This is a genomic window from Rhodothermales bacterium (genome assembly GCA_041391505.1).
Classification (GTDB): Bacteria; Bacteroidota; Rhodothermia; order Rhodothermales; family JAHQVL01; genus JAWKNW01.
The window spans coordinates 209,042-229,662 of record JAWKNW010000002.1 but is presented as its reverse complement, the minus strand read 5'-3'; the positions used below and the strand labels follow the sequence as shown (position 1 = coordinate 229,662).

The window sequence follows — 20,621 nt, the reverse complement described above, 5'->3', positions numbered from 1 at the left end:
TTGTGGCCCGATGCGTGGAAGCACCCGGCTAGCGATGCGTTAGCCCCGGGGGAGCCGCTCAGCCCCGCAGCACCGCCTCGATGCTCGCGCCGATCCCGAGGATGCGTTCGTCCTGCATCGCGAGGCCGGCGACCATCAGGCCGGCGGGCGGCGACCCGGGCCGGCTGCACGGGATGGTCAGGGCGCAGCCGTCGAGCGCGTTGATGATCGACGTGTTGCGGAGTGCGCGGGCGTTGATCGCGAAGTAGTGCGCGTCGTCGCCCTCCTCGATCTCGGCGATGGGCGGCGGGAGGCAGGGGACGGTGGGGAGGATGACGGCGTCGTAGCCGGCCAGCTCGGCGGCGGCGTGTTCGATGAGGCGCCGGCGGCTGGCGAGCAGGTCGATGTAGTCCACCGCCAGCAGGTCCACCCCGGGCGCCATGCGGACATGCACGCGCGGGTCGTAGGCGTCCTGCTGGGTGTGGTACCAGGCCCGGTGCACGGCATAGGCCTCGACGGGGGCCATCCCGCCGTGTTTACGGCCTTCGGCGAGCAGGTCGAGCGCGTCGAGCCGGCGATCGACGATCGTCGCGCCGGCATCGGCCATGCGGGCGCGTGCGCGCAGGAAGCCGCTGGCGACGGCGGCGTCGAGGTCGTCCAGCACGAGGTTCGACGGCGCCAGGAAGGTGAGGCCGCGCAGCGGGATGGGGTCGAGGTCGCGGACCGGCGCCCCGCTCATGATCTGATCCAGCAGCGCGCAGCAGGCCACGCTCCGCCCGATGGGGCCGACCGAGTCGAGGCTGGGCGCGAGGGGGAAGACGCCGGCGGTGGGGATGCGCCGGGCGGTCGGCTTGAAGCCCGTGACGCCGCAGAACGCCGGCGGGATGCGCGTCGAGCCCCCGGTGTCCGTCCCGATGGCTGCCACCGCCATTCCGTCCGCCACCGACACCGCCCCGCCCGAGGTGGAGCCTCCGGGGATGCGGCGGACGTGTGCGCGGTCGTACGGCGCCGCCGGCGTGCCGTAGTGGGGGTTGAGGCCGAGGCCCGAGAAAGCGAACTCCGTCATGTTGGTCCGCCCGATAAAGATCGCCCCCGCGGCGCGGAGCCGGGCGATGGCCGGCGCGTCGTGGTCGGCCGGCGGGGCGTCGGCGAGCAGCACCGAGCCGGCGCGCGTGGTTTCGCCCTCGACATCGAACAGGTCCTTGATGGAGATCGGCAGCCCGAGGAGCGGCAGCCCATGCCGGCCGGCGGCCAGCATGGCGTCGGCCCGGTCGGCGGCCTCGAGGGCGGCGACGTCGTTGACGTGCAGGAAGGCGCGCGAGCCTTCGCCGGCAGGGTCGAGGATGCGCTCCAGCGCGGAGGCGACGAGCTGGCGGCTCGTCAGGCGGCCCGCGCGCAGCGCGCCGGCGAGTTCAGGGAGGGAAAGGTCCGTCGACACGTGCGCTTTTCCAGACAGGGGTGTAGGGGTTTTTAATCGCAGCAAATCGCGCATAACCCCCTATAGGAGGGTCTGTAAGCGGGTGCGATATTAACAACGAACGAACGGAAAAAGGCACATCTTTCCGAACGCATGTCTTTCAAAGGACGGGAGTCTATAGTGGGTAGGACTCCCGTCCTGCACTTCTTTCCAAGATAGGCATTTCGCACGTTGTGTGCTCGGGGGGCGTTTGCGCACGTTGTGCGCGGTCAAGAGGCTCGCTGCGCTCGCTGTCAGGGGGCTCGCTGCGCTCGCGGTCAGGAGGCTCGCTGCGCTCGTGGTCAGGAGGCTCGCTGCGCTCGCTGTCATTGGTCACTGGTCATTGGTCATGGGTGGGGTGAGGCGAATGAGGGCCATATCCCACGATGTCATTTCGAGCGGACGGTCGCGTCAGCGACCGGGAGTCGAGAAACCTCCTCGAGCCTGGCACCACTCATTGAGTCCGGCAATCCTCCCCGAGCCTGGCACCACTCATTGAGTCCGGCAAACCTCCCCGAGCCCGGCAAACCTCCCCGAGCCCGGCAAACCCTCCCCGAGCCCGGCAAACCTCCCCGAGCCCGGCAAACCTCCCCGAGCCCGGCAAACCTCCCCGAGCCCGGCAAACCTCCCCGAGCCCGGCAAACCTCCCCGAGTCCGGCAATCCTCCCCGAGTCCGGCAATCCTCCCCGAGTCCGGCAATCCTCCCCGAGTCCGGCAATCCTCCTCGAGCCCGGCAATCCTCCCCGAGTCCGGCAATCCTCCCCGAGTCCGGCAAACCTCCCCGAGCCCGGCAAACCTCCCCGAGCCTGGCACCCCTCATTGAGTCCGGCAATCCTCCCCGAGTCCGGCAATCCTCCCCGAGTCTGGCACCCGTCATTGAGCCCGGCAAACCTCCCCGAGTCTGGCACCCCTCATTGAGCCCGGCAATCCTCCCCGAGTCCGGCACGCCCCGTAAAACCCCTCCCCACTAAAAACTCGGTATCACCAGCCGGACGGTCTCTCCGGGGGTGACGAAGATTTCCTGGGTGGTCGGCGTCCGGTTGCCGCCGACGGGGTCGGCGAGGAACTGGATGCGGGTGCTGCCTTCGGCGAGGTAGACGGGGATGCGGAAGGTGCGGGTTTGCCCGCTGTTGATGAACCCGAGGCGCGTCCGCTGGCCGGCGCGGACGATATAGAGGTTCATGTCGTAGAAGTTGTTGTTCTGGACCTCGACGCTCGTTTCCGGCGTCGCGTCCCGGTCGAACGGCTTTTTGGCGCAGCCGGCGAGGGCCAGGGCGAGCAGGATGACGGCGGCGATGGGGCGCATGGGGGCTGGGTCTATGAAGAGATGTCAAAGATTGCACGGAATACCGGGTGGGGAGGTTTCCGGTGCAGGAACAGCCGGCGGGTTCAGACGTGGTAGGGGCCTGTCGACGGTTCGAGGTTTCAGGCACCGGGTTCAACGAGGGTACGTTGAACCTCAAACCTGGCCCCTTAAACCCTCAAGCCTCTGTAGCTCAGTTGGTAGAGCAGCTGACTCTTAATCAGCGGGTCCAAGGTTCGAGTCCTTGCGGAGGCACCACTGATTGCCCGGTATGATCCCCGTAACTCCATGCGATGCATGTGGTTGCGGGGATTCTTGTTTGTGGTCGATTCCGTCATTGTTGGCCCGGTTGTGAGCGCTTGTTTTTACTTTCGATCGCGCCGTTTTCTTCATCCTCGGCAAACATCGCGGACTCGATGGCCTGGGCCTGGTCAATGCTGAGCACGGCCGCGCGCTGCTGATAGCGACGCGTCATCATCTCGTTGCTGTGTCCGAGCGTCTTCTGCGCCACCGTGATCGGGATGCCTGCCTCCTCGGCGTATATCGCGGTCTGGGCGCGCAGGTCCTTGAAGCGGATGCCCTTCAGGCCCGCCTGGCGCCGCGCCGCCTTCCACTGGAAGTCCAGCTGCTGATACTTCATTTCGAACACGGTACTGTCCGGATCCTTCCCCTTGCAGCAGACGAGCAGCTCCCGGCACAAGCTATCGGTGAGCGGCACGCTCCGGCTCCGGTTCTTCGCCTTGGTGTCGTGCAGGAACACCTCGCCGCTGTACTCCCCGCTCTGGGAGTCGAGATAGATCGTGAGGTCCCGCACGCGCAGGCCTCGCAGCTGCTGCCCCATGTTCTGCCCCGCCAGGAGCACGCCGCGATCGGCCGAGGTGAGCAGCGCCGTGCGGACGATCGTGCCGAGCTCGGCATATCCCAGTTCCTTCATCGCGGTGAATAGTCGCCGCAGCTCCGCCGGCGTGAGGTGCACTTCCCTCGTGTCGTTCTCCCCGTGGAAGACGACATCGGCGAAGATCCGATTACGCTCCGCGTTGCCGATGTGAAAGCGCAGGAGGAGCGAGATGCCGCGCAGCATCGATCGCCGGACCGTGTTGCGCTTGCGCCCGTCCTCCTCCGCCTCGATACAAAGCTTGGTGATCGTCCTCGATGTGAGATCGCCCAGGCGCATCCCGGCCGGCGCGTAACGCATCAGCATGCGCAGGCCAATGATCGCCGATCGGTTCTGCGGCGCCGCGCGCTGATACGCCGCGACCGCTTCCGTGAGCGTGGGATCGGTGAGGCTTCGCTTCAGCCCCTCGAGCGTCCCGATATTGCGCGCCTTCAGCAGGTCGGGCATCGGCACCGTCTTCTCCCGGCATACCGCGTCAAGCAGGCCATACCATGAGGCGTCCTCCAGTGCCTTGTGCGCGAGCTCCTCGAGGACGCGCTCCATGTCGCGCGCCAGCTTCTTGCTCCCCACCTTGGAGGAGAGCACACCGGTGTCGCCATAGCCCGCGAGCCTACGACGGCGGATCTGATAGTAGGGAGAGCCCTCTCGCTTGTACGGCATCACAGCACCCGGGTAAGTCCTTCGGTGAGCCCCATCGGCAGGACGTTGCCCCGCCCTTCGGTGAGACGTTTCCTGTATTCCTCGATGGCCGCGTCTATGTCGACCGGCGGCCGGCCGGCCATGTAGCAAAGTACGTTGATCCCAAGATACCCAAAGCTCTTCCCGATTCGCCGCACGCGTGGCAGTTCGTTCTCTGGTATCTCATAGACGGATTCGACGCGACTGGTGCCCAGTAGCTCGGCTACTTCCTTTGCGGAGTAGGCGCGCATAAGGTCCAGGCCTCGGCCGCCCAGTTTCTCGATCGCCAGGCCATCCGTAGGCTCGCCGCCCAGGCTCGCGCGCCCAATCTCCTCCATCAGCTTGCGCACCACGACGTCCGCGATCGCTTCGTAGAAGGCGCCAGCAGGGTCGGTATGCGGGGTGTGGTTGTTCATCGCGATTCGCATTGACGCCCCCTCACGCTGCATTTCTTTCCGTGGACTCCCAATCGAACGCCGGCGGCTCTAGCGTGAGCACGTCGCACGCGTCTTTCAGGAGCTCGCCGGGCTCCGTTCGATCGTCCAGCACGCGGGGCGCCGCCGGCACGTGCTTGGTTGCGAACGCGGCCAGATCGCCGAAGCCGAGCGCCGCCAGGTGACGCCCATCCAGCTGGCAGCCGCCATGCCCCCTGTAGCGAAGCCAGTGCTCAAGCGAGTCGAAACGGTACATGGTGCGTCGCACCCGGACGAGCATGGCGGACGCCGGCACGGGCTTCCCGAACTCGAGGAGCGCCGGGATGAAATACCGCTCCGCCGGCTTCGCGCGGTTCGGTCCGGCCTCGATGGCGTACTGAGCGAGTGCCAGCCAACGGCCGCCCTCCTTCGCCGGCGCGGAGTGCGCGCGCTCGGCCTCGCCCAGCTGGAGGAACTGTGTGGCGTTGCCGCCGGCAACAGGCCGAGGCGCTCGGCGCAGCTTGTCCGCCGCGTACCGCTTCGCACGCGCACTCCCCTTCCCAACCAGGGCACGCATGAAGGCCTCGGGCGTAGTGGCCAGGCCAACCGGTGCGGGCAGCTCGATGAGCTCGCGGAGGCCCGTCCAGGTGATCAATCGGCGCTCGTTCTGGCTCACGAAGAAGGCGCGCCATTCTTCGGTTTCGACGAAGGCAGTGAGGCGGTCTCGGATGGCGATTTGGGGGGCGATCAAAACGGACATTTTTCACCCTCCTTATTGTCTGCGTCCAGGGAAGGGGCACCACCTGTGGCAAAATCGGCAAAACCGTCATATTCCCCCAAATCAGCCCGATTTGAGGGTTTTTGCTCAATTTCATAAGTGGCAATATTGCCACTTATGCCACGGGGTATTTCTGCGCTATTCTGCGAAATTGGCTCAGAATCGCAGGAATTGACGATATTGCCACTTTTGACATACCCCCCATGCCTCTGGCGGACGAGTAGTGCGTCCGGGCCTTCTGACCACGCACGAATCCACCTGTCCACACTCCTCGTTCCGGCCCCCAGAGTTCGCCCAACTTCTACGGCTTCCTTCCTGCCAAATTCGTCCGGTAGCATCTGCAGTAGGGACTGTTGCTGGCCGGTAAGCCGGCCGGATCCTGCGGACTCGGCGATCGCTGAGAGTACGTTGTCTGCGTCTCGGCTTTGAAGCATATCAAGCGCCTGGCGCATGGCCTGCTCGACGTAAACGAACGCGAGGGCTGTTGCCGCTTCCGCATCTTGCTGCCCCACCTCCAGTGAGGCCACACGTTCCAGCGGAATACCCTCCTCAAAGCGTCTGAGTACCGTCAGGATCGTTGCGATCCGGAAGGCGATGACGACACCTCTAAATATTGATGCGGCCAGTTCACCGGGCGCCCCCGCGTCGCGAAGTGTTGAATTGAAGAGCTGCTGGAATGCCTGGTCAATTTTCTCCCATCGCGCCGCCGGCATGTCCACATAGAGCGGCTCTTCTCTCGTCGCCAGGATCTTGTACAAAGCCAGGAGCCGCTCCTTCGCCTTCTCGATGGCCTTCACGAAGGCGACATCCTCCGGGCGCGGCCGCTGCGATCGATACTCCAGGGGCGCTGAGAACCGGTACACTGCGAATCTCGAAAACAGCCCGTTTTCGACACTCTCCACCAGTGGGGCGAATTGGTCGCGGGTTCCAGACAGCACCAGCGCTATGCGTGGCTCATGTACCCTGACCGTGCCTTCCGTTTTTGTTGCTTTCTGGGCGCGTTCATGCTCAAAAGCTTGCCGGAAAAGCGCGCTGAAGCCGCCGAAGTCGCCCCTTTTGTTTGCTTGACTCAGGATATCTGCCTCCGTCGCGCCGATCAGGATGCCCTCGCGATTCGCTGCCAGGTTTTGGTACAGAACAGGAAGATTGGTGTCCTCCGCCGCTCGGAGAAGGAGCTCAGGCGGTTTCGGGCCTGGTGGATCTGGGTCGGTGAGTGCAAGTCGCTTTGAGCGCTTCGCTGTATCGTATGCTCGGACGGCCTCGTCCCACTCGCTCTTCGCACGGTCACTACAGCTCACTAGGTATTCGTCAACCAGATCGGCTAGAGCGAGAGAATGTGTCAGCACACCCTTCCCCCTTCCTGCCTCCGCCAGAACGAAAAAAAACAAATGAGCGCTGTACAGTTTTTTCCCGTACCGAAATCGGACCTTGGGGAGAAGGGAACTGATCGTGCCTAATGCTCCGGTTAGAAACGCATCTCGCTCGAACCACCTGTCGAGATTCTCGCAGCATTCGCTGATAATCGCAGGCAATTTCTCGAAAGCGGCGGCCGGTAGTGTCGGCAAGTCATCTCGAAGGCTCTCGGCTTCCGCGAGTTGCTCGGCCTCCATCATCAGCCGCAAAAGCGTGTCATCCGATACAGCTGCCAGCTCGATGACGTCGCGCGCCGGATCGGATCCGCCCAATTCGTATGCGTCGTAAACTTGCCTGACGAGCTCGGCGTAGTCGCCGCAGCTATCGGGTCGCGTTCCGTTCGGTGCCTGCCCCGCTAAGAGTCGAAGGATGGCCCGCCTTGCACCGGCGTTGAGGTGAAGTTGTTTTTTTGACGGTTCTGGCTTACATTTCATCTGTTGATTTTGCTTTTTCGGGCCGACGTCTTTTCAGGGCAGTCGGCCCGATTTCTTTCATGAAAAAGGTAGCTCAATCGACATCTGGCCCGAACCGGTTGCCGCCGGCGCGGGCCTTCTTCATTGCGCCAACTCAGCCAGACGATGCGTCTGGCTCCGGCTCTCGATCAGCTCCTTCTTGAGCAGGTCTCGGACTACTTCCGACATGTCCAGCCCGCGCGCGTTTGCCTCGGCGGCCAGCGCTTCCTCGATGTCCCGGGTGAGTCGCACGCCCAGGTGATATGAGTATTTTCTACGTGGTTTTCGGCGTTCCATCTGTCCTTTGGTTTGTTCGTTGCGAAACAAGCTAGGCACGCTTTCTCGGTTCAGCACAGGACGAAACGGGAAATCCCTAATTTTCCCGAATTTTCCTGTCCTCGCTTGGCTGAATACCGAAATATTGCTTGAATTTCGAGGGTGTCCTGGGCATCGGATGGCCTATCGATTTGAAGTATCCCCTCACGCCCTTCGGGATCGTGCTCTCATCGATACCTAGGTCCTTGAACTTGGCCGTCGCCCGGAACAGGTCCGCATTCGTGGAGATGTTCAACAGTAGCGGATTCGACTCGATATAGGCCCGTACCCACTCCACCTTCTCCCCCTGGCTCGCCTTCGCGGCATCGTCGCTCGCTATCACCCGCCGTGTTTTCTTGTCGACACGGCCATAGGGCTCCAGCTGGCCGAACATGATCAGGCGCCAGAGCACATTCTCCAGGACGCTCAACCGGAATTCGGTCTCCTTGTATCCGACGAGTGCTTTTTCGTACAGGCCCGCCCGGTACTCTTCCAGCCGCCTCTGAGCTTCAGAGGGTTCTTCCGCCCCATCGCGAGCCCTTTCCTTCGCGTTCGTTTCGAGGACGTACGGATCGTATTCCTGGTATTCCCAGAAATCCTTCTCGAGCTGGGCCCGCCAACGGATCAAGACTTCGCGCGCCGACTGGAGCTCCATGACGCCGCGAGTCTTCGCCATCTCGACGTATTGATCCCAGACCGATTCGATGCGCGCATCAAAGGCCTTCACGATCGTGCCGGGCGGACCTCCTGCTTGCCAGAGATCATCGACATCGTCCGGATTCACAATGCCGAGCGATCGTGGCACCTGGGCGGGCACGTGCTTGATCGGCTTCATCCCTCCACCTCCGCCGGCTCATCCTTGAGTCGCCAGAATGGCCCCTCAACTTGCCGCCCGCTCAATTCCTCTATGATCTGCACGCGAAGCTTATCAAGCCCTGGGTATTCCGGGTTCTCCGCATAAGAAATACTCTGCTTGCTCACCTTTCTCTCCAATCGAGATTCCAGGTGATCCGCCACTTGCTCCTGCGTCCACTTCTTGATCGCTCGGAGCGTTCGGCACATTTGCGCCATCGTCTTGCTGTCCATGAGTTCGCCAGAGACTAGCTGAAAGGGTCCGTCCATGAAAATTGATACCAAGTTAAAATTATCTTGTACTCTTGTCAAGTAATTCTTGACAAGTAAAGAAAATCCTGGTATAATACGGCATTCAAACGAAAAAGGCCGCCCGGTGCTGAGAACACCGAACGGCCAATTGTCCCCAATCAAGCTGTTAACCCAACTTGGAGACCTTCATGCAACGCATCTCCTTCTCGCCTGTTGCCCTGCCGGTATTCGCCGCGATCGCAGCAGCTCCCTACACCCTGCTCGTCCTCTACGTGAGGCACGCCACACGGCTCCGCCGGCTCCTGGCGTACTACGATCCGCTCGCCTCCTCCCTCGCCTGCCTTCCGGCCGGCCAGGCGACGCGCGATGCCCTGGCCATCTGGGACGCCGGCGCCGGCCGCGTGCTCTGGCTCCCCCTCTCCCGCGTCGAGCGCGTCGTGGCGAAGGGCCGCCCGGTCTATGTCCGCCCAGCTCGCCTCCAGCCGCTCGAGCGCGACCCCCAGGCCCGCGCCGCCGGCATGACGCCAGGCCGCTACCGCCACACCATCCACGTCGGCCGCTGAGCCGCCCTCCCTCTTCCACGTCCCGAATTCCGACAGGTATCCCGATATGAAATCGATCAAGCACACCCCGTCCGCCCCCATCGTCCGCCGGCTCAACGAAAAGCCGCTCCTCAAGTTTTTCGGCCCGGGCTACGAAGGCTGCATCCATGAACGCCGCGTCACCGAGCACCCGGATCACGTGATCGTCGAAGATCAGCGCAGCATGATGGTCGAAGCCAATATGTACCGCGAGCTCGAGCCCCTCAAGGTCCGGCTCCCCGGGGATGCGGACAACGTGCACCGCATCGCCGGCCCGGGCTACGAAGGCATCGCCCACGAGTGGACCAAGCACGTCGTTTACGATGGCTCGCGTGTCGCCTTCTGCGAGAACCGGACGATCCGCTACCAGCGCTCGCTCTACGAGCAGCTTACGGCCGCCGGCTCCTGGCTCTTCGATCGCTACGAGGAGCGCGCGGCGCCCTACTCGGCCGCCGGCATGGCGCCCGCATCGCCGGCGCTCGCCGCTGCCGCCTCCAACTCCTGACTCCCCTTCCCGATGTCGACCGTAACGCCTGCGCGTCCCGCCCCATGGCGCCCAGGCGTGACAGTTTCCCGACACCTAAGAAAACTGTAACACATTTCGAAGCATGTCACAGGAAAAAGCAACACTTAACCGGGAGATGCCGGCGCTGGATAAGATCCATCTGCTGTTCCTCCTGTACTCCGGCGCACACAACACGGTGAACGCCTTCACTCACAGCGGCAACGTCGTCTTCTTCGTCTTCGTGCTGGTCGGTATCCTCTCGGTGGAGCTCATGCTCTGGGCGGTATACCAGCACTGGAAGGACGGACGCCTGATCGGCCCGATGCTTCGGGTCTCGCTCTGGGCCGGGCTGTTCGCCATGTTCTTCGCGACGGCCGGCATCCTTGCTCAGGCGCAGGGCGGGGCAGGGGGGTGGACCTCCACCTACTATGCCTGGATCATGCCGACGTCGGCACCGTGCATGTTCCTCTTCGCGTTCCTCATCCAGGCCGTGGATCCGATCACGAACGCCGATCGGAAGGCTACGGGCGCCGAGCACATGACGGAGGTGGAGGGCCGCCTCGAGGTCGTGGACAGGAAGCAGCTGGCGCTCGACAACCGGCGCAACATCCGCCGGCTCAAGGCGCACGTGCAGCACCAGCGGATGGATCTGCTCTGGAAGGAGTCGATGGCGCGCCGGACTCGGAGTCTGCTCAAGAAGTCGGCGCGCATCGAGCTTCCGTATCTGCTCAAGTCCATCGGTGTGCCGGTAGAGCGCGCGGCGAAGCTGACATCGAAGTGGTTCGGCCTCGGATCGCTCCAGCTGCCGCCGCATTCGGGCGATAGTGGAAGCAAGGGCGGGGAGATCGATCACAGCGTCATCGACGTCACGCCGGGTGAGCCGGGGGAGTGATGGGGCAGGGGAGCCCTGAAGAGGGGGCCCGTAAGTCCCAAGGATCCGCAGCCGTCGTGGCCGCGCCGCCGGCCCGGGCTGGCAAGCGTACGACAGCCTATCCATGCGTCCGGTGCGGCCAGCCGCTCACGGGCAAGCAGAAGCGGTATCACGCCGAATGCCGGCGCCTGGCGGACGCGGAGAGAAAGCGGGCGGGCACGTACGCTCCGAACGATCGCAAGGTGTGCGCCTGGGTGAAGTGCTCGAATCCAGCGGGGCAGGGGAGGTACTGCTCCGATGCCTGCCGCCAGGCGGCCTACCGGGCACGGAAGAAGCGGAAGTAGGAATGCGCCTTTTCGGGCGCCGGCACTCACGCGACGACGAGAAAGGTGGTCAACAGCGCATGTTGCCGTCCACGTTGGGAGAGCGTCATGCGCAAAGTCAAATCATGCATCAGGATCGGGGCATTCCTCCTGATTGCTTTCGCGTCCATGAGTGTACTTCCTGCTTGCGATACCTTGGAGGGAGGTGCATGCTGCAAAGTCTGCCGCAAGGGGAAGGCCTGCGGAGACTCATGCATCGACAAGGATACGATCTGCAGGACAGGAGCTGGATGTGCGTGCAATGGGTGAATCCGATTCAGCGCAAGGGCGCGCCGGCGAGGTTCGGCGCGCTTTTGCTTTTTCCGATGTGCACGGTGAATCGGACGAGATTGTCAATGTGCCGTTATTGTGGACGCGACCCCGAAACCTGGCTGCCGGCATCAATGGGCTGACTATGTTCGCGCGCAAACACGTATGTGCGCGACGGCCCGGCCGGCATGTTCACACGGCGGAATCAACCTTTGGCGCAAATTGAACACTTCACAAAATCAAGGCATCCGCCCCCTGTATTCCAATCAATCGATGGACGATATTACCCCGGTAACAAAAACATGTGCCATACGTCAAATATATGTATGACATATGGTTGGCACTGCCGTGCAGGAGCTTGATCCTTGCTCTCCACAGGCCATTGAGACCACCAGGAGCCCGCTCCTCTCAATGACCGACACAAGAAATCTACTTCTGGTGCACGACGATGGAAACGATGGAATTCACGATCGCTGAGTTGCTGGGGACACTCAATAAGGAGGAGTCAAAGCGCCAGCTCACTGTGCTGTATGCTGCGGGCGATATCGATCTGTGTAGGAGAGGATCTCGGATTTCCGTTGTTGGCTCCAGGAAGGCGACACCCGAAGGGCTAAAGCGCGCCGAACTCGTCACCAAGGCACTCGTCCGTCACGGAATCACCGTGGTGAGTGGTCTGGCGGAGGGGATTGATACTGCAGCACACGAGACCGCGATCAGTGAGGGAGGGAATACGATAGCTGTTCTTGGCACTCCGCTGGACGAATTCTATCCGCCTAAGAATCGATCATTACAGGAGCGCATCATGCGCGATCACCTGGCGGTTTCTCAGTTCCCGATCGGATATCCGATGAAGCGGTCCAATTTCCCGATGCGAAATCTGACGATGTCGCTTTTGACCGATGCGACCGTCATTGTCGAGGCAACGGAGAACAGCGGCACACTTCACCAGGCCAAAGAGACACTCAGGCTTGGCCGCCAGCTCCTCATAATGGAGTCCGTCCTGACCAACCCTGAATTGAACTGGCCGAAGGAGATGATGAAGTACGGCGCGATCATGCTCTCCAGGGGCAACATGGACCACATTCTAGCCGAGATGCCGGAGCGAACCGATGCAGAACCGTTCTCGCTCTAGCATTGAATACGCGTCATATCTGGCTTATTCCCCGAGGGGAGAATCATATCTTATTGAGCGATCGCGCAAGGCGATGAGTGCGGTCAAGTTTGGAAAAATAGAGGAGCTGAGAATCGTTGCCCAATCGATTCGGAAACATATTCACGAGCCACCGCTGAGCACGTTTCTGCACGCCGGCACGGTGCTCGTACCTGTACCTCGCAGTACTCCGCTCATTTCCGATGACACAGTCTGGCCAGCAAAACTACTCTGCCAGGCGCTCATTGAAAATGGCGTCGGATCCGAGATGCTCCTGCTCCTGAAAAGGGATTATGCAGTCCCCAAATCTTCCTCATTTGCGAAGGGCAGGGGAGATGAACGGCCAACGGTTGCGTCCCATATGGAGACCATGTCTGTCCTCGAGACACTGCTCTTCTCCGATTCGATCACGATCGTTGACGATATCGTGACCAGAGGAAGCACCCTTTTAGCGTGTGCTCGCCTCATCAAGCAAGTCTATCCCGGAGCCAAAGTGCGCACCTTCGCGCTTCTGCGTACAGTGCAGGAGGAAAACATGAATAGTTTGATCGATATCCGTGACGGGTTGATTTGGGATAACGGAAAGGGTCATGGAGTAAGGCGACCGTCTTAACGGCATCATGACCGTATGGCCCCACTTTCGAGTGTGTCCGAACGAAAAAGCCCCGCGACCTTCAGCGAAGAACTCAAAAATAGACCATGATCTTTATCTCGGAACTCCGAGACTAAAGCCAGGAAATTGCTCTTTCACGAGATGTTCAAGCAACTCATAGATCAGAGTCGACTTTAGTACCAGCCCCAAGTGCAGGTAATGTCTGTATGAGATATTTAGGCCGCTGGATCGGTCTTTGTCCTCCTTGAACAGCGTATCGGTCACTACACCAACGAGCCTATATTTGCCGTCGATGATGCTAAAGACAGCGCTGCCACTCGATCCTTCAAACACTGGTGCATCAATTAGAAAGGCCTGCTCGCCACGAAAATCGACGCTTGGTACTGTCGCGATGTGTCCAAACCTCATGATGGGGAGATTGTGGCTCCAATCATACTGCCCATCCGGATAACCAACGAACAACACCTCTTTGCCCGCATAGATATCATCTTCTGTGAGGTCTGCCAAGATGCCGGGGCCGACGTATCGAAAAAAGATGTCATCGCGGAATCGCAAGCCAACGGCACCTATGCAAGCGAGATCTATTTTGGGGTTCGGGTGAGGCAAATAGTGGTCGCCGAAATTCTCGGTTAGAGGTATGGGTGTGCTGCCGAGTTGCGGGCCACTCTTGTCTGGCTTCGCCTGGTGAAATTTAAGGCTGATCGGCTTATTGGCTTCTTCAAAGACATGCCGGCAGGAAACGAGCACGACAGTATCTTTATCGTCGCCCTTCTCATTTGTGATCGGGACGCCCATAATGAAGCCGGTGCCGACCGAAAGATCTTCTCCATGACTGTCTTCGATTGTTATGCGGACGGTGCTGAAGAAGATTTCCTCTTCCCACTTATGCAGCTTCATTGTTCGCTCGGCAATTGTAATTCACCCTGTTGAGGTACTTATCACCAAGATACACCAGATGCGCCTTTGACGTTAGCCCGCCCGACGGGCATTTTTTCAGCGTGTCAGTGTTGGAGGACTATTGCCTCTTGACATGTCTTACAAAATAAGATATATTACCCTTATCCCGAAACGAGTCAACGCCGCCATGAAATCACATTCACTCAGCCCTAAAGAGGCTATCATCCTTCAGCTACTTACGACAAAGCAGAAAGCTTACGGTCTGGAACTTGTCGATGATTCTGGGGGACATCTAAAGCGTGGTACTATCTATGTCACATTGAGTCGTCTTGAGAAAAAAGGGTTTGTCCGTTCTTGGTTGGCTGAATCGAAACCAGGAGAGATGGGTCCAGCACGACGTCTTTACCAGCTGACTGCCGACGGTTCACGCGTTTTAACTCACTGGATGGCATCACTTCAGGCGCTGAACGCTCACTTTGCCGGACTATGAAGACACTGCCCTCAAAGGAAGAACTGATTGCCGAAATCGGCTCACTCACTAATCAGGACCCTTCGCTGTCATGCATCGACAACGATGATGAGTTCGTATCAAGAGCTCTTGTGTGTGCATTTGATGCATACGCCCTCTACAGCAGCGGGAAAATGACCCTTGAAGAGTTTGATCCTATCAGGCCTGTACTCACGGGCTTGGTTGAGATGCGCGCGGAACTGGCTCATGAGCTCGAAAAGGATAACCTTCCTGAGCGGTCCCAGGGGTTTAAGGCTTTCTTCCTCTATTCTCTAGATCACTATGCCGCATCGTTCCGCATCTCGGCTAGTGGGCAACCATCGACCACGGAGCCGAAACGCCTGCATAAGCCCCCTGGTCAGTTGGCATGGCGCATAGCAAATTTTCTACTCCCCGAAAAAACACGCGTGCTTGCCTTCGACCCGGCCCTGGCTGATTTCAGGCATGAATACTTCGAAGCACTCAAGAATGAGCGACCTCGAAAAGCGACATGGATGATGATCATGTTCCATCTAACTCTTTTTCAACTTGCTGCAGCAGTTCTAATCGATGCAGTGAGGTACGGGGAGAGTTGTGGCGTGCTATTGCGGGAGGTGATTAAGCTGCTTGTAGTCCTTTGTCCGCTATCTTCGACCATGGTTAGGGGATTAGGTTGACTATCTGAGGGGCCGCCACCATCCAATCGCACACTCTCGACCAGATTGTAGCCGGCTTCTCGCGGTGCTCCGCCTGGTAGAATCGCCCCACAGCCTGCCTCTCGTAGGCCCGCGCGTCGCGCTCGATCGCGCTCGTCTCCGCGATCGACACCGCGTTCCAGTGCCGATACTGCCAGGCATGCCGCAGCTCGTGCGCCGTGACCGTGGCCGCCTCCCGTGGGGTGAGGTCGTCGCAGATCGTTATCCGGTCCTCGTCGGGCCAGTAGAGCCCGATCGTTCCCTTGCCTTGTCCCCCTTGCCTCCGCACGACGTCGGCGATCCGCTCCCGCTTCCAGAACGCAATCGGAATCGGGAGCGGATCGCCCGCCTCTCTCAGCCCCAGATCGAGCGTCACCCACCAGGCCATGTCCTCCACCGCGCGGTAGACCGCCTCCGGCGCCCCGAACCTGTAAATCATCGCGCCTCCGGCCCCGGACCCTTCTCGTCCGCGTCCTTCAGGATGTCGGCGAACGGATTCGCGAGATTGCCCTTTTCCGGCACGTGGATCCGCGCCCGGCTCGCCGGCGTCATCCCGAACTCGACCATGTAGCCGCGCAGTTGGTCCATCGCTCGGCTCCGGATGGCCATCTCCGGGTGCGCAACAAGTTGGCCCTTCGCGTTCACGATCGTCCTGCCCTCGGCGCTGATCACCTTGTCTGATTCCACCAGGGTCTCCCAACTCGCGCAATAGCCGCACAGCGCCGCGCGATCGATCCGGGAGAGTAGACCCATCTCCTGCAGCTCGGGCACGATCCGGCGCCATTCCCGGCGCGCCTCGCCCTTGAGAAAGGAGGGGCACTTGGGCACGGCCGCCTCGGGCTCCGGCTCGTTCGTGTTCGCGCGGTCCTTCCGGTACGTCCCCTGCAGAAGTTTGAGTTTCGTCGGCTTCGGCGCCGGGCCTCGTCTTCCCATGGTTGTCTCCGTCAAAGGTCGATGCCGCGCTCGGCCAGGGCGAGCCGGCGCCGCATCTGCGCTATCTTCTGCGCGTCCGACATCGCCGGCCGGCGCGGCGCTCCGTCCCAGGCGCTGCCGCGCTCCGCCGCCTCGAGGCGCCGCAGTCGCTCCGCGTACGCGGGATCGGTCTGGATGCGCCGCATCAAGTTGCGTACAGAGACGGAGACGTCGGTCTGGGCGTATGCGGGAAACGTGACCGGCGAGACGTCGAAGAGCTGCTTGATGCTCAGGATCTCGCGCAGCTGGCGGCCGTCCTCGAGGCTCGTCCAGGCATCCTTACCCACCGAGAACGCGAAGGACATCTGATCGACATCGCCCCGGCCGATGGCCTCGACCGCGTTCTGGCCGATCGGGCTCTCCGGCGGCACGAGCTCGATGCGGAGACCGCGATCGTCCTCGGCCAGCTTCAGGGTGCCCGCCTTCGTGCGCCCCAGGACCAGCTTCTGGTCGTGATTCCACAACGCGCGGACGTCGGACGTCAGGATCGCCTGGCGGAAGGCGCCCGGGCGGATCACCTCCATGAAGCCGCCCAGGTCCTGGCTCCGCTCGTTGAACACGGCCGCATAGCCAGTGATCGTCTTCTGGCCACGGCCGCCCCGGAGTTGGACGGTATAATAGCGCCGTTCGAGGTCTTTCTCAGACATGGCTCTCCTCCGTCTGGGTGGCCGTGTACCCCATCGCGCGCAGCGTCCGGAGGTGATTCTCCATCACTTGCAACACGCCCTCGTAGCCGAGGGTGCCAATCGCGAGCACGGGCGTGTCGTGCGGGGTGCGGATGTTCTGGTGCACCCCGTACTTCCGATGGGTCGCCTGCATGCTGTGACTGAGCGCGCCGTAGATCTCGTGGAGATCGCGCCCCGCTGATGCCATCATTGCCAGGCCGTCGGTGTACTGCTGGGTCAGAGCGCGGAGCACCGGATCCAGGAGCTCGGTGGCCTCCCGGCCGGCCTCCTCGATCGCCGGCCCGATCTCGGCAGCGACGTCGACCGAGATGCCGCCCCGGCGCTGGGCCTCCTCGGTGACCACGTCGAGGTCGGCCTCGGCCGCCTGCAGGTCGCGGATGGCCGCTTGGCGGGCCGCCGCGTCGACGTCGCGCCCCATGGCCGCGTCGAGCTCGAGGCGCCCCAGGGTCTTGCGGGCCTCGGTGGCCCGGGCCTGGCGTTCGGTCACCATCTCGTTGAGGCGCTGGATGTCCTGCTTCAGCCGGCGCAGGCGATCGATCACCGTTTTGACGGCCGGATGCTCGCGAACGTCCAGGATGAGGGTCGAAAGTTGCTGCTTTTTCATATAGTTTTTGGGGTGTTTTGGCATGAAAAAATGTGGTTTTGAATCGGCCCCGGATCGCGTGGATCGCGTCTGGCCGCACGAAAAACGGCGATTCACGGGGGAGCCCTGGGCCGCGAAAACCGATTCTGGAAACCTGACGGCGTAAAAATTTGACTGCCTCCGCCGGTCCCGAGGCTGGTAGTGCTGGAGATTTGTACCCCCCTCCCCGGATGCATGGCCTCCACATGCTCCAGTTTAATGCTAGGATAACTCATGGAGCCAGTCCTTCAAGCAATAGGCAGCTTCCCACCAAAGAGCCACCATGTCGGAATCGGCCTCAACGGTTTGACCAGCTTCATTTCGAAACTTCAACTCTCCTCTATGAGCGATCTTGTTGCGACATCTGAATAACTCATCTATATGATTGTATTCATTCTTGTGCTCATTCTTGAAACTGCGATTGAAAGCTTCAGAAGCTATTTTATCAATGAGATCCAACACACGCACTCTGATCTGTGATTTGTCCTCTAGGTAATCAAATGCTGCTCCCGCTGGTGAGGCCTTCTCAAAATATTTCCGCTTCACCATGACTTCCACGCAAATGGCAAGTTCGAGCACGGCTCTCCGATAATTGTGCTCGAACCATGCAGATTTCGCATCGGCCAAGAGCTCATCTGCTAGACTATGGTCCGGCACATTGGTCAGGTACTTCTGAAGAATAGACTCATCTGCAGGCCTGAATTTATACGTTCTCAACTCTCCATGTAACCCTGCTACATATTCGACTGTGAAGGTTACCTTATTACCAGCTATCTGTTCGTCATCATCGATGAACCATCTAGGGTTTGCAAAGCCATTGTGTCCCTCCGGAATAGGCTCTATCAATGGGGCATGGAGATGATATTTGTAGAAATTCAACAGGCGATTGGCAGCCTTTACAGCGATGTCACGATAAGGAGTCGCACGTTCATTGATAAAAGGGTATTGGTCTGAAAAATCAGTTCCTCCCTTTGCATTCAATCGTGAAGGAGGTGGTGATTCGTTTTCTTCGCGCGAAACGAATATTTCAAGGGAGTCAATGCTAGTGACATAGTAGTTCTCTTCCTTGTGTGTCAATCGCCAGTCTTTTACGGGTTGCAGTACAATTCGTACAGAGAAGCCGTCTATCGTTGCGTCAATCGTAGGCGTCTCATCTATCGGCCACTGTATCAGGCAGGGACTGGGGATGTCAATTGAGTACTCTGCAGTTAATCTCGACATAAGTTCAAAGGCTGCGGTTCTATAAGGATTGGTTTCTTGTTCCCTTGTCGAACAAATGGATGTTCCCAAAAATATTTGCGTGGAAGAATGTAGGCTGTAATGTGAGCGCAGCCTACGGGGAATTGACCTTCGAAATTTGATCCTGTGAGGCGATGTGTTGCCGCAAGCCCTTGATTTCGAAGGGTTTCAGCGGGACAGGTGTGGAGTGGCGCAGACGTGCGTAAATCAGGGTAAGCCCTTGCGGAGGCACTGCATTTCAAACCCGAAGGGTCTCAAAGACCCTTCGGGTTTTTTTTGCGTTTGCGTGCACCCATCTCGCCGGAAATGCCAAGGTCCTACCAATATGCCTAGCGTGGTAAGTCATTTATGGGATGCGTCGAAGAGCAATGCAATTTCTGTGCATGTGCACGGGAAGTGTGAGCGAGTGATATCGATTGAAGTTAGACTACACTGAATTTGATGTGATTTTATGCCCTTTGTGTAGTCTTTATTTTAAATCGACTCCTCATCAGGTCTTAAGTCCCTGAGCAGTTTTTGGAATTCATTGTGGTACTTATCATGTGACTTCCATTCGGTGAAATCAGGTATGTAATATTCGCGAATTTCGGCTGCGAGATCTAAGACAAGGTCAGAGTCGAAGAGCTTCCAGTTTTTTAACATTTTATATGGCACTAAGCTAATAGGGAAAAGTCGTCTCTTTCCGTCTTCCTCCTCCTGATGCCTCGCTCGGCGTATTTCTCTTTCGACCCACTTGCTTGTGATACTCGCTGGACTCAGGATTAATACCAGTTTGTCGTGCATCTTGATGCCTTGGTCAATCTGCTCATGAGTTTTCTTGCCGCCTTTCATGTCCACGGGGGCATAATAGCATCTAACGCCTTGGTCTTGTAAGTCCGCATAAAGTCTTCGCGCGAACTCGTGATCTTCTGTTGAGTGGCTGATGAAACACGAGTAGAACTGGATTGCGTTATGGAATAATGCAGGGATATAATCAATGTAATTGTCCGGGAATCCCACGCCTCTGAGAAAGGCCAGCGGCAGTGCTCCAGAGAGACTTAGTGTACCGTGGTCGACTGAGCTAGGCGAATAGTGGATAATGGAGTCGAGACTTTTGCATCCGGACAGGTCACTTGAGAATAAGATAGTATCGCCGAATCTGGCTTTGTCAAGATGTGATTCTCGTAGATCGCTGAACAAGAATATTGCCCCCTCGAGATCTGCATTATTTAGATTGCATGAAGCCAATTTGGCTCCATGGAGATAGGCGCGTGAGAACTCTGCATATGAAAGATCTGAGCCGGTGAAGTCCGTCCGAAGAAGTTGGGCTGATTGAAACTGGGACTGATGTAGGTTCTGGGAAACAAGTCTTGCTTCGGTTAGATTGCAGCCTTCGAGATATACATTTTCAAGATTGTATCCGGATAAATCTCGTCCAGACAAATCAGTAAAACGTAGATCTGGTTGTGTCTGATTATTTTGTCTCCAGCCATTCCATGCCTCGGGCCCTCTGTTGAGGAGTTCAACGTGTTCTGGTATCGCCTGTAGCATATAGCCTCATTATTCTTTTAAGAATTCCGGTCTACATTCGGTACTAATCATAAATGCGGATTTTGAACGCATGAGCTATTGTTGTCCAAGATCTTGCAAATGATCGAAGTCAACAATGATTGCTCGAATCTATCAATGGACGTCTATTGCATTGTGCATGGTGTTGTTGCGGATTATTCAGTGTCGCATAGATAGGGGTGCGCGAAAACATCCCGCTCTGGATAAAGCAAAATGTGATTTGACCGCGCGTCAAATCATGATGCACTACTACTGAAAGGGTCAGGCTGAACGGTGCCCACTTAACCCAAAGTAGAGCAACCGCTTCGTGACTATCCCATCTCTTGAATCCTTAGAG

Annotated in this window: 24 protein-coding genes and 1 tRNA gene; 8 read left to right on the top strand and 17 right to left on the bottom strand. The window is 59.2% G+C overall.

Going from position 1 to position 20,621, the window contains the following annotated elements; translation table 11 throughout:
• Window positions 1-58: 58 nt before the first annotated feature.
• Entirely contained in the window at window positions 59-1,417 is a 1,359-nt protein-coding gene (locus tag R2834_02975) for an amidase (GenBank protein MEZ4699268.1), read from the bottom strand.
• 985 nt (window positions 1,418-2,402) lie between these two features.
• The gene (locus R2834_02970) at window positions 2,403-2,741 is read right to left on the bottom strand and encodes a hypothetical protein (GenBank protein MEZ4699267.1); all 339 of its coding nucleotides are present in this window, start codon (window positions 2,739-2,741) and stop codon (window positions 2,403-2,405) included.
• A gap of 179 nt (window positions 2,742-2,920) precedes the next feature.
• On the opposite strand from R2834_02970, the gene R2834_02965 reads away from it, so the two are divergent.
• A tRNA-Lys gene (locus tag R2834_02965) sits at window positions 2,921-2,996 on the top strand.
• A 76-nt stretch (window positions 2,997-3,072) separates the two neighbouring features.
• Here the strand turns inward: R2834_02965 and R2834_02960 are convergent.
• The 7 genes from R2834_02960 to R2834_02930 all read right to left on the bottom strand — a co-directional run bounded on the left by R2834_02960 (window position 3,073) and on the right by R2834_02930 (window position 8,768).
• Window positions 3,073-4,293 (bottom strand): site-specific integrase, encoded by a 1,221-nt coding sequence (locus R2834_02960; GenBank protein MEZ4699266.1) that lies wholly within the window; start codon window positions 4,291-4,293, stop codon window positions 3,073-3,075.
• Entirely contained in the window at window positions 4,293-4,727 is a 435-nt protein-coding gene (locus tag R2834_02955; protein MEZ4699265.1) for a hypothetical protein, read from the bottom strand. The genes R2834_02960 and R2834_02955 overlap by 1 nt, the downstream gene beginning before the upstream one ends.
• Before the next feature lie 22 nt (window positions 4,728-4,749).
• The gene (locus tag R2834_02950; protein MEZ4699264.1) at window positions 4,750-5,475 is read right to left on the bottom strand and encodes a hypothetical protein; all 726 of its coding nucleotides are present in this window, start codon (window positions 5,473-5,475) and stop codon (window positions 4,750-4,752) included.
• Window positions 5,472-7,349 (bottom strand): DUF3987 domain-containing protein, encoded by a 1,878-nt coding sequence (locus R2834_02945; protein ID MEZ4699263.1) that lies wholly within the window; start codon window positions 7,347-7,349, stop codon window positions 5,472-5,474. Before R2834_02945 ends, R2834_02950 begins: the two co-directional genes overlap by 4 nt.
• Window positions 7,350-7,469: 120 nt before the next feature.
• Window positions 7,470-7,619 carry a hypothetical protein gene (locus R2834_02940; protein ID MEZ4699262.1) on the bottom strand — a complete coding sequence of 50 codons (150 nt, stop codon included), beginning with the start codon at window positions 7,617-7,619 and terminating at the stop codon, window positions 7,470-7,472.
• A gap of 121 nt (window positions 7,620-7,740) precedes the next feature.
• Complete coding sequence (locus tag R2834_02935; protein ID MEZ4699261.1) at window positions 7,741-8,517, bottom strand: hypothetical protein; 777 nt, start codon at window positions 8,515-8,517, stop codon at window positions 7,741-7,743.
• Window positions 8,514-8,768 (bottom strand): hypothetical protein, encoded by a 255-nt coding sequence (locus R2834_02930; protein ID MEZ4699260.1) that lies wholly within the window; start codon window positions 8,766-8,768, stop codon window positions 8,514-8,516. Before R2834_02930 ends, R2834_02935 begins: the two co-directional genes overlap by 4 nt.
• Window positions 8,769-8,974: 206 nt before the next feature.
• Between R2834_02930 and R2834_02925 the strand changes: the two genes are divergently transcribed.
• The 3 genes from R2834_02925 (at window position 8,975) to R2834_02915 (ending at window position 10,764) form a co-directional block, all read left to right on the top strand.
• Window positions 8,975-9,349, top strand: a complete 375-nt coding sequence (locus R2834_02925; protein ID MEZ4699259.1) for a hypothetical protein — start codon at window positions 8,975-8,977, stop codon at window positions 9,347-9,349.
• 46 nt (window positions 9,350-9,395) lie between these two features.
• Window positions 9,396-9,872 carry a hypothetical protein gene (locus R2834_02920; protein MEZ4699258.1) on the top strand — a complete coding sequence of 159 codons (477 nt, stop codon included), beginning with the start codon at window positions 9,396-9,398 and terminating at the stop codon, window positions 9,870-9,872.
• 103 nt (window positions 9,873-9,975) lie between these two features.
• Entirely contained in the window at window positions 9,976-10,764 is a 789-nt protein-coding gene (locus R2834_02915) for a hypothetical protein (protein ID MEZ4699257.1), read from the top strand.
• Between the two features lie 349 nt (window positions 10,765-11,113).
• On the opposite strand, the gene R2834_02910 is transcribed toward R2834_02915, so the two are convergent.
• Window positions 11,114-11,236: a hypothetical protein gene (locus R2834_02910; protein MEZ4699256.1), complete on the bottom strand. Its 123-nt coding sequence runs from the start codon at window positions 11,234-11,236 to the stop codon at window positions 11,114-11,116.
• Between the two features lie 596 nt (window positions 11,237-11,832).
• Here R2834_02910 and R2834_02905 point away from each other — a divergent pair.
• Window positions 11,833-12,507: a DNA-processing protein DprA gene (locus R2834_02905; protein ID MEZ4699255.1), complete on the top strand. Its 675-nt coding sequence runs from the start codon at window positions 11,833-11,835 to the stop codon at window positions 12,505-12,507.
• Window positions 12,485-13,138 carry a hypothetical protein gene (locus R2834_02900; protein ID MEZ4699254.1) on the top strand — a complete coding sequence of 218 codons (654 nt, stop codon included), beginning with the start codon at window positions 12,485-12,487 and terminating at the stop codon, window positions 13,136-13,138. The genes R2834_02905 and R2834_02900 overlap by 23 nt, the downstream gene beginning before the upstream one ends.
• Before the next feature lie 93 nt (window positions 13,139-13,231).
• Here R2834_02900 and R2834_02895 read toward each other — a convergent pair whose 3' ends face one another.
• Window positions 13,232-14,035, bottom strand: coding sequence for a serine protease (locus tag R2834_02895; GenBank protein ID MEZ4699253.1), 804 nt, complete (start codon window positions 14,033-14,035; stop codon window positions 13,232-13,234).
• A gap of 187 nt (window positions 14,036-14,222) precedes the next feature.
• On the opposite strand from R2834_02895, the gene R2834_02890 reads away from it, so the two are divergent.
• Complete coding sequence (locus R2834_02890; GenBank protein ID MEZ4699252.1) at window positions 14,223-14,525, top strand: PadR family transcriptional regulator; 303 nt, start codon at window positions 14,223-14,225, stop codon at window positions 14,523-14,525.
• Window positions 14,522-15,199, top strand: coding sequence for a hypothetical protein (locus R2834_02885; GenBank protein ID MEZ4699251.1), 678 nt, complete (start codon window positions 14,522-14,524; stop codon window positions 15,197-15,199). The genes R2834_02890 and R2834_02885 overlap by 4 nt, the downstream gene beginning before the upstream one ends.
• Here R2834_02885 and R2834_02880 read toward each other — a convergent pair.
• From R2834_02880 to R2834_02855, 6 genes are all read right to left on the bottom strand, one after another.
• Window positions 15,183-15,656, bottom strand: a complete 474-nt coding sequence (locus R2834_02880) for a DUF6782 family putative metallopeptidase (GenBank protein MEZ4699250.1) — start codon at window positions 15,654-15,656, stop codon at window positions 15,183-15,185. The genes R2834_02885 and R2834_02880 overlap by 17 nt on opposite strands.
• Window positions 15,653-16,150, bottom strand: coding sequence for a phage terminase small subunit P27 family (locus R2834_02875; protein ID MEZ4699249.1), 498 nt, complete (start codon window positions 16,148-16,150; stop codon window positions 15,653-15,655). The genes R2834_02880 and R2834_02875 overlap by 4 nt, the downstream gene beginning before the upstream one ends.
• A gap of 11 nt (window positions 16,151-16,161) precedes the next feature.
• Complete coding sequence (locus tag R2834_02870) at window positions 16,162-16,836, bottom strand: HK97 family phage prohead protease (GenBank protein MEZ4699248.1); 675 nt, start codon at window positions 16,834-16,836, stop codon at window positions 16,162-16,164.
• Entirely contained in the window at window positions 16,829-17,503 is a 675-nt protein-coding gene (locus tag R2834_02865) for a hypothetical protein (GenBank protein ID MEZ4699247.1), read from the bottom strand. Before R2834_02865 ends, R2834_02870 begins: the two co-directional genes overlap by 8 nt.
• 216 nt (window positions 17,504-17,719) lie before the next feature.
• The gene (locus R2834_02860) at window positions 17,720-18,787 is read right to left on the bottom strand and encodes a hypothetical protein (GenBank protein ID MEZ4699246.1); all 1,068 of its coding nucleotides are present in this window, start codon (window positions 18,785-18,787) and stop codon (window positions 17,720-17,722) included.
• Between the two features lie 423 nt (window positions 18,788-19,210).
• Window positions 19,211-20,266, bottom strand: coding sequence for a toll/interleukin-1 receptor domain-containing protein (locus R2834_02855; protein MEZ4699245.1), 1,056 nt, complete (start codon window positions 20,264-20,266; stop codon window positions 19,211-19,213).
• Window positions 20,267-20,621 lie beyond the last annotated feature (355 nt).